Origin of the sequence: Nonomuraea sp. N2-4H (assembly GCF_045291505.1) — a bacterium.
GTDB lineage: Bacteria > Actinomycetota > Actinomycetes > Streptosporangiales > Streptosporangiaceae > Nonomuraea > Nonomuraea fastidiosa.
On sequence record NZ_CP147987.1, the window covers coordinates 6,660,672 to 6,673,150 of the forward strand.

Consider the following 12,479-nt stretch of genomic DNA (forward strand, 5'->3'; position numbering starts at 1 on the left):
TGCGCCGCGGCGCTTTCCCGCCCGCCATGCCATTCCCGTCAACAGGCGCACCCGGCGACGTTCCGGACGCTACTTTGGGCGGCCTGAGTCGACCGAGGAGACGGCACCATGCGGATCATGCTCACCGTGGTCGGCGGGCAGGGCGATCGCGACGTCGTGATCGACGCCGACGACGGGCTCACGGTGGCCGCGCTCAGCGCGGCGCTCGGCGACGAGAAGCCGCTGGCCGACGTCGTACGGCTGCCGCAGGCACGGGCCGCCCATGCGCGGGCACCGTACGCGCCGGTCACGGCGGGCGCCCGCGTGCCCAGGCCGCGCCGGCCAGAACGCTCCGACATGGGGCCGCACGTCCTGTGGCGCGACGCCCGCCCGCTCGACCCGGCCGCCCGGGTCACCGCCGTGCTGCGCGACGGCGACAAGGTCACGCTCGACGCCAGGCTCGCCCGCGCCACGCTGATCGAGGAGCCGGACGGCGTCGCCGAGGTGCGCGTGGTCGGCGGTCCGGCCGCCGGCACCGTGCACCGGCTGGGGCTGGGCGTGCACGTCATCGGCTCCGATCCCATGTGCGCGATGGCGGTGGACGACCCGGCGCTCGCGCCCGAGGCGGTCACCGTGCGGGTGCGGCCGGAGTCGATCACCGTCGAGCCCGCCTGGCGGCCGCCGGGCGAGGCGCCCAGGCTCAAGCTCAAGGGCCGCTGGGCCGAGGAGGTCGCGGAGCTGACCGCGCGGACCGCCGAGCGCGAGGCGGCCGCGCGGTCGGCCGGATACGGCGAGGTCCCCGAGCTGGACGGCCGGCCGCTCACCGAGCCCGTCGAATGGCCCGACCAGGCCGTGCTGACCTGCGGCTCCTCGGTGTTCGTGCTCACCTCGATCGAACCCGCCGACGCGCACCTGGCGCCGCGCGACGAGGGCGGCGTCGCCTACAACCGGCCGCCCAGGCTGCGCAGGCCGGAGCCGCAGCGCACGTTCGTCAAACCGAAGCCGCCCACCAGGAACGAGGGCATGCGGCTGCAGCTCCTCGCCGCGTTCCTGCCCGCCGTGCTCGGCCTGACGCTCGCGATCGCGCTCCAGCAGTGGTACTACCTGCTCGTCGCGTTCATGACGCCGATCATCATGATCGGCCAGTGGTGGAGCGATCGGCGGCACGGCAAGAAGCAGTACAAGAAGGCACTCAAGGAGCACCAGGAGGAGGTGCGGGCGTACGAGGAGGCCGTGGAGCGGGCCCGCGCCGCCGACGAGGCCGCGCGCCGGGCCGACGCGCCCGACCCCGCGCAGGTGCTGCTGACCGCGACGGGGCCGCGCCGGCGGCTGTGGGAGCGCCGCATCCACGACTCCGACGCGCTGCGGCTGCGGGTCGGGCTCGCCGACCTGCCCGCCGACCTGGAGCTGAAGGAGGAGCAGGGCGGGGCCATCGACCCGCCGATCTGCCGGGCGGTGCCGGTGGCGCTGCCGATGCGGCGGCTCGGCGTGGCGGGCGTGACGGGGCCGCGTACGGCGGCGACCGGCCTGGCCTCCTGGCTGATCGCGCAGGCGGCGACCCTGCACAGCCCCCGCGACCTGGCCATCGTGGTGGTGTCGGCGCACGCCGACGCCGAGCGGCGCTGGGGCTGGCTGCGCTGGCTGCCGCACTGCGCGCCGCAGGCGGGCCAGGAGTGCGTGGCGCTGGTCGGCACCGACCCCGAGTCGGCCGCCCGCCGGGTCTCGGAGCTGGCCGCGCTCATCGACGAGCGGCAGAACACCACGATCCCCGAGCTGGGCAAGGTGCCGACCGGCTGGGACGACCTCGGCGGGCCGGAGAAGCCCGCCTTCTCCTCCTACGACGTGCGCCCGTACGACGTGCTGGTGATCCTCGACGGCGCGCAGGTGCTGCGCGGCCTGCCGAACATGCCGCAGGTGCTGCGCCAGGGGCCGCGCTCCGGCGTGTTCACCCTCGCCATCGACGAGGACCAGCGGCTGCTGCCCGAGGAGTGCCAGACGGTGGCCGCCTGCGGCGACGACGGGTTCGTCCATCTGCGCGGCGGCGGCCTCGACGTGATCGGTCCCGTGCTGGCCGACCAGGTCTCGCCCGCCTGGTGCGACCGGCTGGCCAGGGCGCTCGCCCCCATCCGCGACGTGAGCAGGGACGACCCCGGCGGCAACCTGCCGGGCGCGGCCCGCCTGCTCGACCTGATGGGCATGCAGGTCCCCTCGGCGGCCGAGCTGGCCGCCCGGTGGGGCCCGCGCGGCACCACGAAGGCGCTGATCGGGGTGGGCCCTGACGGGCCGTTCTCGGTGGACCTCAAGCTCGACGGCCCGCACGGCCTGATCGCCGGCACCACCGGCGCGGGTAAGTCGGAGCTGCTGCAGACGCTGATCTGCTCGCTGGCGGTGGCCAACCGGCCCGACCAGCTCACGTTCGTGCTCATCGACTACAAGGGCGGCGCGGCCTTCAAGGAGTGCGTACGCCTGCCGCACACGGTCGGCATGGTCACCGACCTGGACGGCCACCTGACCCAGCGGGCGCTCGACTCGCTGGCCGCCGAGCTGCGGCGCAGGGAGCGGCTGCTGAACTCGGCCGGCGCCAAGGACATCGAGGACTACGAGGGGCCCGGCATGCCCCGGCTGGTGCTCATCATCGACGAGTTCGCGGCGCTGGTGGCCGAGCTGCCCGACTTCGTGAACGGCCTGGTGGACATCGCCCGCAGAGGCCGCTCGCTCGGCATCCACCTGATCCTGGCCACCCAGCGGCCCGCGGGCGTGGTGACGGCCGACATCCAGGCCAACACGTCGCTGCGCATCGCGCTGCGGGTGACCGAGCCCGCCGAGTCGGCCGACGTCATCGACGTGCCCGACGCGGCGCACATCTCCAAGTCCACGCCCGGCCGGTGCTACGTACGCTCGGGGGTGGACGCGGCGGTGGCCGTGCAGACCGCCAGGGTCGGCGGGCGCGGCCCCGTGGCGGGCGCGGACGAGGGTGCGGCCCGCGTACGGGTGCTCGACGTGGGCTGGCGCGCGCTCGGCAAGCCGCTGCCGCCGCCACCCCGGCAAGAGGAGGAGGACAACGCGGTCACGGACCTCTCGCTGGTCGCCGACGCGCTCATCGAGGCCGCCGAGCTGGCGGGCGTGCCCAGGCAGCCGAGCCCGTGGCTGGAGCCGCTGCCCGAGCGGTTCGTGCTCGACCTTCCAGAGGACGGGCCGGCGTACGGGCCTGACGAGGAGTTCGAAGAGGTGCGGCCGCTGCCGTTCGGGGTCAGCGACCGGCCGTGGATGCAGGACCGGCAGCCGCTGGCGCTCGACCTCGCGCACGGCGGCCACCTGCTCATCGCCGGCTCGGCGCGCAGCGGGCGCTCGACGGCGCTGCGCACGATCGCGGGCTCGATCGCCGCGTACGCCGCGCCCGAGGACGTGCACGTGCACGCCGTGGACTGCGGCTCGGGCGCGCTGCTGCCGCTGGTGGCCATGCCGCACTGCGGCGCGGTGATCACCCGCGACCAGCTCGACCGGGTGGAACGGCTGCTCAACCGGCTGCGCGACGAGGTCGGCCGCCGCCAGCAGCTCCTCGCCGAGGCCGGGCACGCCTCGCTCGCCGAGTACCGGCAGGCCGGGCACCGGCTGCCGTGGCTGGTGTTCATGCTCGACCGGTGGGAGGGCTTCGTGGCCGCCTTCGAGGGCTACGACTACGGCCGGCTCATCGAGGCGCTGCTGCAGCTGCTGCGCGAGGGCCCGGCCGTGGGGCTGCGCGCGGTGGTCACCAGCGACCGCTCGGGGCTGCTCGGCCAGGTGTCCACGGTCTTCGACGACCGGCTGCTGCTGCGGCTGTCCGACGCCGCCGACTACGGGCTCGCGGGCTTCCCGCTCAAGGGCCTGCCGTCGGTGCTGCCGCCGGGCCGCGCGCTGTCGATGGCCGAGCACGGCATCGTCGAGCACCAGATCGCGCTGCTCGCCGCCGACCCCGCCGGCCCCGCGCAGGTCGGGGCGCTGCAGGCGCTGGCGCGCAAGGCGGGTCCCGCGACCGGGCGGCGCTGGCCGGGCGGGCCGCCGCTGCGGGTGGACGCGCTGCCGCTGCGCATCACCGCCGCGCAGGCGATGGAGCTGGACCCCCAGTTCGGCCCGCCGTCGCCGCTGTGGGCGCTGATCGGCGCGGGCGGCGACGCGCTCGCGCCGATGGGCCTGGACCTGCTGGCCCAGGGGCCCGGCGCGGTGATCGCCGGGCCGTCGCGCTCGGGACGCTCGTCGGTGCTGATGACCGCGGCCCGGTCGCTGATCGCGCGGGGCACGCCGGTCATCGCCGTCGCGCCCAGGCGCAGCCCGCTGCGGGACCTGGAGGGGGCCGTGGCGGTGCTGGACGGCGAGGCGACCGGGCTGCCCGAGCTGGTGGCCGACCTGCACGACTACGTGGTGCTGGTGGACGACGCCGAGCTGGTCAACCCGGACGGGCCGCTGGGCACGGCGCTGGAGGAGGTGCTGCGGACGGGCAGGGACGGCGACCACGGCCTGCTGATCGCGGGGACGACCGGGGATCTCGCGGTGGCGTACCGGGGGTTCGTGGCCGAGACGCGCAAGGCGCGCACCGGGGTGCTGCTCTCGGTGCAGGGGCAGACCGACGGCGACCTGTTCTCGATCAGGCTGCCGCGCGGCGCGACGGGCGGGCCGCAGGGCCGCGGCCTGCTGGTGACGGCGGGGACGATCACGCCGATCCAGGCGGCCCTACCGGACGACTGACCGGCCCGCTCCCCTAAGCCGCCCGGCTTTCCCCACACATATCCCGAAAAATCGACTCATTCCGGTGAACATCCCGCGAAACCGCTAGCCGGGCAGTGATCGGGAATGGCAGGCTTCATTGCCGTGCGTAACAAGATCCTCTTGGCGAGCGCGTGTGCCACCGCCGTGCTCCCCCTCCTCTGGGCGTCCCCCGCGACCGCGTCCACCGCGAGCGCCGGCGTCAAGTACCAGCTGCCCTTCCCCTGTGGCGAGAAGTGGGTGGGCAGCAGCAAGAGCTCGGCTCACACCGCCGGCTACGAGATCGACTTCAACGGCAGCGCGACGGACGGTGACGGCGACCTCGGCCGCACCGTGGTCGCCGCGGCGGCCGGCAAGGTCGTGATGTCGGAGTACCGCACCACCGACGGCTTCGGCAACGTGGTGAAGATCCAGCACTCCGACGGCACGGTCACCCTGTACGCCCACCTCAACAGCCGCTCGGTCGCCAAGGGCGCGACCGTCAAGCAGGGCCAGAAGATCGGCACGGTGGGCAAGACGTCGGCCAAGTACAAGATGGCCGCACACCTGCACTACGAGCTGCGCACCTCCGCCGGCAAAATCATCCCGGCCACCTTCAACGGCACCCGGTTCGGCTACCCGAACCAGACGCTGACCTCGAAGAACTGCGGTGGCGGCGGCACGACCGGCCAGAACCCGAGCATCGGCGGCAACAAGTACACCTCCACCCAGGTCTGCGGCGCGGGCTTCAAGGAGATCGACTCGGCCTCGCTGGGCAACCAGGGCCGCGTCGCGCTGCTCTACTCCGCCTCCACCGGCCAGAACTGCGTGGTCACGCTGCGCAAGAGCAGCTCGGGCAAGGCCACCATGAGCGCCTACCTGGAGGTCAAGGGCAAGAAGCGGCTGGCCGACAAGGGCAGTTTCCAGTACTACGCGGGCCCGGTCCGCGCCAAGGCGCTGCGCACCTGCGTCAAGTGGGGCGGCTCGATCGGCACCGCCAAGTACGACAGCCCGTTCGAGCACTGCGGCTGACGCTCGCGGACGTGGCCCTGCCGTCTCAGCGGTGCCGATGGGGCTGCTGGGACAGCAGGGCCTTTATGCTGAAGCGCGGGTTTTGTCGCAGGGAGGTGCCGTGCAGACCAAGAAGGACCTGTATCAGGCCCACCGGCTGCAGCAGCAGCGACTCGGCATGGCCCTGTTGCAGGGCGAGCCTGACGTGGCCGAGCCGCCCACCCGGCGGCAGAACGTCGCGACCTTCGGCGGCATCCTCGTCGGGGTGCTGATCACGGCCGTGTTCGGGATCTGGGGCATGATCAAGCCGGGCAACGCCACCAAGCTCACCGATCCCGGGCAGCTGCTGGTCGAGGAGGAGAGCGGCGCCAAGTACATCTACAGCGAGCAGCAGCGCCGCATCCTGCCGGTGGCCAACTACGTCTCGGCGCGGCTGGTGCTCGACTCGCCGGAGATCACGACCAGGACGGTGACCGCGGCCTCGCTGGCCGGCTTCGCACGCGGGCCGCTCATCGGCATCTCCGGCGCGCCCGACTCGCTGCCGGTCAAGGAGAAGCTGGTCAAGGCGCCCTGGTCGGTGTGCGTGGTGGAGGGGCCTGACAAGCTCACCGGGACGAAGTCGTACACGACCCTGGTGGGCGGACAGGACGTCAGCGGCAGGCCGGTCGGCACGGACGCGATGCTGGTCACCGACGGGAAGCAGAACTGGCTCATCTGGGGCGAGCGCCGCATGCGCGTGCCCGCGCACGGCGTGCGGGCGCTGAACGCGCAGCCCAGGAAGGTGCCGACGGCCTGGCTCAACGCGCTGCCCGTCGGCCACGACTTCGACGGCCCGAAGGTGCCGCAGCGCGGCAAGAAGATCCGCAGCGGCGGCAAGGTGGCGGCGACGGTCGGCCAGGTGTTCATGGTGCCGGCCGCGCAGGGCACGCCGGCCCGCTACTACGTGCTGCTCCCCGACGGGCTCGCGCCGATCTCCCAAGCACAGGCCACGCTCCTGCTGGAGAACCCCGAGAGCAAGAAGGCGTACGGCAGGTCCGCCGTCAAGGTCATCACCATCGACGCCGCCTCCGCCAACGCCTCGCCCTCCCGTACGAACGTCATGGACACCTCGCTGCCGCAGACCATGCCGAAGGTGATCGGCGTCTCCGGCTCGGTGCCTCTGTGCATCGTGTACGGCGGCACGGAGTCGGGCTCGCTGGCCACGAAGGTGACGGCGGGCAGCAAGATCCCGATCCCCACCCCGGCGTCCTCGGCCGTGCAGGGCAAGTTCGACCAGATCCTGCTGCCGCCCGGCAGCGCGGTCGTGGCCGGTCTGCTGCCCGGTGAGGGCCAGCTCGACGCGGTGACCAGCTCGATGTCGCTGATCACCGACCAGGGCGTGCGCTACCCGCTGCCATCGGGCGACGTGCTGGGCAAGCTGGGCTACGACGCGGGCGACGTCGCGCCGGTGCCGGCGAGCATCATGCACGCGATTCCTGAGGGACCGGCGCTCGACCCTGCCGCGGCCTGGACGCCCCTGACGCCGGGCAGCAAGTAGGCCGGGCGGCGAAACAAGGCGAGCGGCTGATGCCGGGCGGTGAATGAGACGGGCGCGGGCGGTGAATGAGACGGGCGGCTGAATGAAGCGGCGCGGCGGGCAGGGCTGCCCGCCGCGCGCTCCGGGGCTCCGGCTCAGAAGCCGAACTCGGGGATCGGCGACTTCTTGAGCTCGCTCTGGTCCAGCTCGGCGCCCGGCATGGTGTCGAAGTTCCCCGATGACGGGTTGTACATGGCACCGGCCTCCAGCAGGTTCGGGGTCTCTCCCTTGACGGCCTTCAGGCCCGGAAGGTCGTGCGTGAACTGGCTGTAGGCCACGCTCGCCGCGGTCAGCAGGAGCGAGCCCTTGAGCATGAACTTGCCGTGGTTCTTGAGCAGCTCCATCGCGCTTTTGTGCAGCATCCGCACTCCGAGGAGCGTGTAATTCGTGACGGAGGCGAGAGCGATGGGGTTGACCCGCGAGATCAGCACGGCGGCGGCCATGGCATCAAGAGCGAGGGCGAAGGACGTGAGGACCTGGAGGATGGTCGTGCTCCACTTGGCCGAGGTCTCCAGCGTGTTGCCGGCCGCCTGCCGGTTCCTGTCGAGCTGCTCCAGGTGCTTGTCGAGCACCTCGGCCTTCTCTTTGAAGGTGGCGTAGGACTGGCCCTTCCAGTCCTCCTTGCCGACCTCCTGGACCAGCTTCTTGAGCTCGGCCCGCAGGGTCGCGATGTCGCCGCCGCCGCCCGCGGCCGGCGCCTTGCCGTCGGCCGGCTCCACGCCGACCGGGGTCTTGTCGAGCCACTGGTCCGCGGCCCGCTGCTGCTCGGGCGGGTCCATGTTGAACAGGTGCATGATGGCGACCACCGGCGCCGCGTACGGCATGACGAGGGTGGCCGCCGTGGCGGTGTACAGAGCCCACTTGAACGTGGAGAGCTCCGACTCGTAGGCCATGCCCTTACTCCTCCTCGCTGCGGATGACGGCGGGACCGGCCTCTTCGTCGAAGCCCCAGGTGCTCTCGTCCTCGCTCAGGTACGGGCCGCTCTCACCGGTCTTCTCCTCCCGGTTCCCGGCCGCGGCGCCGCCCATGGGCGGCGGATAGATGGGCATGCCGGAGTTCAGCGCCCTGGAGATGCTGCCCGGCGGTGGCGCGCCGCCCGCCGCGCCACCGCCGGAGCCGCCGAACCCCATGCCGCTCTCGGGATAGAGGCTCGTCCGCGGCATGCCGTTCGTCGTGCGCGGGTCGAAGGCGGTGGCGTCGGGCATGCGCGCCTGGGGGATCTGGTTGGCGAGGTTGCGGTCGATGCCGGCCAGGTCGGTGGGCGACGGCTGGTTGAGCCCCTTGAGATCGGGGCTGTTGAGGTTGGGGGTGTTGAGCGCGGGATTCTGAAGATTGGGATCGTTCAGCCCCGGGGTCTGCAGGTTCGGGTCGTTGAGACCGGGGTTCTGCAGGTTCGGATCGTTCAATCCGGGATTTTGCAGGTTCGGGTCGTTCGGGTCGGGGGTTTGCAGGCGGGGGTCGTTCGGGTCGGGGATGTCGGTGCCGATGTCGTCGAGGTCGCGCCCGCCCTGCGGATCGAGAGCATTGGGGTCGGGCGTCGGCGTGTCGAACCCCTCGGGCATCCCGGTGTCGAACGAATCGGGCATCTTCGGAGACAAGGGCGTCTTGATCCCGCCGGTGTTCAGCCCGCCGCCGACGTTTTTCTTGATCTTGCTGGCCTCCTCGGCGGTCTCACCGTTGGTGGCGATGTCGTTGATCGCCTGCCGCCATGACTCCAGCACCTCCTTGCCCTGCTGGAACGCGTCGGCGGCGGCGTCGCGCACGGACCGGTGCGCCACGTTCAGACCCCCGCCGATCAGGCCGAAGGTGAACGTGTGCATGTCGATCGCCCGAGTCTTGTCGCTCAGGGACTGCATGCTCGGGGCGTAGTCGCCGACGCTCTTCCCCAGCTTCCGCACGCTGGAGTACTTCATGTGGAACTCGGGGTCCTGAGCGGCGGGACCGAACGAGCCGAGCGCGCCCCCCGCATTCCCTAGAGCGGTGGAGAACGGGTCACTTCCGGACGATGAGTTCGACATACGCCCCCTTAGTCACATCGCGCCCAAGACACGTTATCTGGCAAAACAGCACCTTCCACCCCATTGATATGGAAAATTAACGTGATCACGTGCGACCCTAGTGACCGATCTTCACTACTGTGACGACCGTGCCGACAGCGCGCGGTCGGCGGTAGTAAGCCGACCAGCAAGGAAGGGAGAGCCTGTGGGCGCTGAACCGCAGACTCAAGTAAGCCAATCCGATCTCATCGCGGCGGTGCAGCGCATCGAGGACGCGGCGATCCGTCTGCGCGCCATCCAGCGCAACCTCGACAACGCCGGCATCGAGCTCAAGCACAGCTGGGTCGGCCAGTCGGAGGCGGCCTTCGCCGCCGTGCACAGGATCTGGCACGAGCGCTTCGACAAGGTGATGGAGAGCCTGCAGCGGCTGGCTGAGAACATCACGACCAGCAACAAGAACTACGTCCAGTTCAACCAGGAGCGCGAGGAGGCGACCAACAAGATCGCCGCCGCGATCAACGCTGGTTTCAACAGCCGTCTCTGACGCACTCCGGAGGACAACATGCCTGCAGATGACATCTTCGATATCACAAAGGTCAACTTCTCTGGCCTGGGCAAGGGCGAGGAAGCCTTCGCCAAGGCCTTCAACGACATGGTCACCTGCCTCGAAGACCTCGAGCGCGACCTGCTGGCCAAGAGCGCGATCTGGCAGGGCCAGACCAAGACCGTCTTCGACGAGGTCCGCCGGCTCTGGCAGGCCGAGGCCCGCGACATGTCGCAGTTCGTTGACGCGCTCAAGACGAACATCAACGTCACGAACATGAACATGCAGCAGGTCGAGATGATCAACACCCGGATCTTCGACCACAGGTAAGACCCAGGCGTACGTGCCGGGGCCCTGACGAAGGGGGAGCATGGGCACCGATCGTGGAGTGGACCTCAGCAGGCGAGCGATCAAGGCGGCGAAGACGGACCTGCAGGAAGCCCTCGAAAAGCTGGCCCCGGAGAAGACCGGCGGCAAACTGGCCCCGGAGAAGACCGGCGGCAAACTGTCGCCGGTCTTCACGAACACCGGACCGGTCGGCCGGCTGAGCGCGGACACTCATGCCATGTCCGGCTTCTGGCCTGCCGCAATGGGCTTCCAGAGGAGCGCCTACAACGGCATCACAGCGGTCACCAGCGCGTACGCCGGCATCGTCACCCAGCTGGAAGCCGCCATCGAGCTGCTCGATCAGGCCGTGAAGAACTACGACGGCGCCGAGCTGGACAGCTCCCAGCGCTCCAAGTCCATGCAGGTCTGATGGCCGAGCAGCAGTCACCCATCAGGGCGCAGATCGATCAGACGGAGTTCGACGGTGCCACCACGCAGATGGTGCGTGATGCGCTGACCGCGAACAAGCCGGACCTGATCCGCGAGGCGGCCGGTGAGATGATCACCGCCAAGCGGCGCCTCGACGACCTCGTCGAGGTGATCGACCACCACCTGCGCGTGCTGAACGAGCGCTGGACCGTGGGCAAGGACGCCAAGACGGTCAAGAAGGCGCTGCGCAAGCTGCGCGACGCGGCCGCCGACGTGTCCACCACGATCAGCGACCAGCCCGTGAACGCCCAGCAGTGCCCCGCGCACCCCAAGGGCGTCGCCCCCGCGCTCCTGCTACAGGCGCACACGCTTGCCGCCTACAGCGGGAAGAACCTGCCGCAGACGCCCGACCGCGACGTCGACTTCCTTGAGGCCGCCTTCCAGGGAGGAATGACGGGAGCGGGCGTGGGCGCGGCCGTGGGCGCGCTCGCGGGGGGTTTCGGCGCCGGGCCGGGCGCGGTGGTCGGCGCCATCTTCGGCACGGTCGCGGGCGGCGTCACGTCCTTCTTCACCGACGGCCCCTTCGTCAACATCGTCGGAGAGTCCAAGGAGGAGAAGGACAGGAAGCTCGCCAAGGAGCACCTCCGGCTGCTCAGCGAGGCCACCGCGGCCAACAACCAGGTGTTCCCCGCGGAGCTGCGGACCGATATCCCGATCTTCGACGGCCTGCCGACCCCTCTGCCGGACCTCCCGTACGACGTCAGCAACGTCAGGTTCGGCGACCACAAACGGACGGGGCCGGGCATGGACGGCTTCGAAGCCCCTGGTCAGGACGGCCTCTTCGACCCCAGCCGGCACCGGATTCCCGGTTCCTACGGGATCGGCGACCCCGGCAACGGGCAGGACGGCACCGGCCTGGACAGGACCGGGCTCCGCGACGTGAACGTCCCCGACGGCACGGGCCTCGACGGGACAGGGGCGGACGGCACCGGCCAGAACGGCTCCGGGCTCGACGGGACGAACGCGCTCAACGGCGTGAACGTCCCCGACACCAGCGGGCTCGACGGCACCACCGGCCTGCCCGACCCGCCGAGCACCTCGCTCGCGGGCCTGCCGGACCCGTCACAGCTCGGCGCCTACCCCAACCCCAATCTCGGCGGCACCCCCACCACCAACGGGATCGGCAGCGGCTACGTCACCGGGCCCGGCACGGGAGGCGGTGGCGGCTACGGCGGCGCCTTCGGCGGCGTCGGCGCCCCCGGCGGTGCGGCGGCCACGGCCGGCATGCGCGGCCTGGGCGGCGGCATGCCGATGATGCCGTTCCTCCCCGCGGGCGGCCAGAAGCGGGAGGAGCGGAAGAACGAGATGGAGCGGGCCGCGTACGTATGGGATGACGAGGACTACTTCACCAGCGATGTGCCGACCACCGAGGCGCACATCACCGGTGAATCGAAAGGCAGGGCATGAGACCGGTTGACGACGGCGGATCCCCCGTTCCCGAGCTGGAACTGGCCAAGGATTTCCCGGGCATCGAGGACGACGGGCGGGGCCCGTACGTCGACCACACCGAGGTCAGGAAGGTCGTCTCGCGGCTGCGTGAGCAGCTCGGCGCGCTGCGCGGCAACGCGCCCGCGAACATGAGCGCCACCTGGAGCGGCCCCGGCACGATCGGCGAGGTGTCAGGGCTGGGCAACGTCGGCCCCGCCGAGACCGGGTCGTGGGAGGTGGCCAGCAGCTTCGGCTACAACACCGAGCAGGCGTACAAGGTGTTCGGCGGCAGCTACGGGCAGCTCATCGACTACGTCGAGAAGTGGGCCGACGCGGTGGAGCGGGCCATCGCGAACTACGAGAAGGGTCACGCCGACAGCAGTGCGTGAGAAGCGGCAGGGATGAGAA

At 71.1% G+C, this 12,479-nt stretch carries 10 protein-coding genes; 8 read left to right on the top strand and 2 right to left on the bottom strand.

The annotated features are described in order from the left end of the window. Window positions 1-108: 108 nt before the first annotated feature. The 3 genes from WBK31_RS30430 to eccB all read left to right on the top strand — a co-directional run bounded on the left by WBK31_RS30430 (window position 109) and on the right by eccB (window position 7,246). Entirely contained in the window at window positions 109-4,701 is a 4,593-nt protein-coding gene (locus WBK31_RS30430; protein WP_364059920.1) for an FtsK/SpoIIIE domain-containing protein, read from the top strand. Between the two features lie 123 nt (window positions 4,702-4,824). Further along, the gene (locus WBK31_RS30435; protein WP_364059917.1) at window positions 4,825-5,730 is read left to right on the top strand and encodes a M23 family metallopeptidase; all 906 of its coding nucleotides are present in this window, start codon (window positions 4,825-4,827) and stop codon (window positions 5,728-5,730) included. A gap of 100 nt (window positions 5,731-5,830) precedes the next feature. After that, window positions 5,831-7,246 (top strand): type VII secretion protein EccB, encoded by a 1,416-nt coding sequence (gene eccB / locus WBK31_RS30440; RefSeq protein ID WP_406673537.1) that lies wholly within the window; start codon window positions 5,831-5,833, stop codon window positions 7,244-7,246. Between the two features lie 134 nt (window positions 7,247-7,380). Here the strand turns inward: eccB and WBK31_RS30445 are convergent, their stop codons facing one another. Both WBK31_RS30445 and WBK31_RS30450 read right to left on the bottom strand, forming a co-directional pair. After that, window positions 7,381-8,178, bottom strand: a complete 798-nt coding sequence (locus tag WBK31_RS30445; RefSeq protein ID WP_364059911.1) for a hypothetical protein — start codon at window positions 8,176-8,178, stop codon at window positions 7,381-7,383. 4 nt (window positions 8,179-8,182) lie between these two features. After that, window positions 8,183-9,304 carry a hypothetical protein gene (locus WBK31_RS30450; RefSeq protein WP_364059908.1) on the bottom strand — a complete coding sequence of 374 codons (1,122 nt, stop codon included), beginning with the start codon at window positions 9,302-9,304 and terminating at the stop codon, window positions 8,183-8,185. Window positions 9,305-9,488: 184 nt separating this feature from the next. Between WBK31_RS30450 and WBK31_RS30455 the strand changes: the two genes are divergently transcribed. Genes WBK31_RS30455 through WBK31_RS30475 form a run of 5 tightly spaced genes read left to right on the top strand, consistent with a single transcriptional unit; the run spans window position 9,489 to window position 12,460 of the window. Next, window positions 9,489-9,827 (top strand): WXG100 family type VII secretion target, encoded by a 339-nt coding sequence (locus WBK31_RS30455; RefSeq protein ID WP_406673538.1) that lies wholly within the window; start codon window positions 9,489-9,491, stop codon window positions 9,825-9,827. Window positions 9,828-9,845: 18 nt separating this feature from the next. Beyond that, on the top strand, window positions 9,846-10,157 hold the full coding sequence (locus WBK31_RS30460) for a WXG100 family type VII secretion target (protein WP_364059902.1): 312 nt from the start codon (window positions 9,846-9,848) through the stop codon (window positions 10,155-10,157). Window positions 10,158-10,197: 40 nt separating this feature from the next. Continuing rightward, a complete protein-coding gene (locus WBK31_RS30465; RefSeq protein ID WP_364059899.1) occupies window positions 10,198-10,584 on the top strand; it encodes a hypothetical protein in 387 nt (128 codons plus the stop codon). Further along, entirely contained in the window at window positions 10,584-12,050 is a 1,467-nt protein-coding gene (locus WBK31_RS30470; protein ID WP_364059896.1) for a hypothetical protein, read from the top strand. Before WBK31_RS30465 ends, WBK31_RS30470 begins: the two co-directional genes overlap by 1 nt. Beyond that, complete coding sequence (locus WBK31_RS30475; protein WP_378786274.1) at window positions 12,047-12,460, top strand: hypothetical protein; 414 nt, start codon at window positions 12,047-12,049, stop codon at window positions 12,458-12,460. The genes WBK31_RS30470 and WBK31_RS30475 overlap by 4 nt, the downstream gene beginning before the upstream one ends. Window positions 12,461-12,479 lie beyond the last annotated feature (19 nt).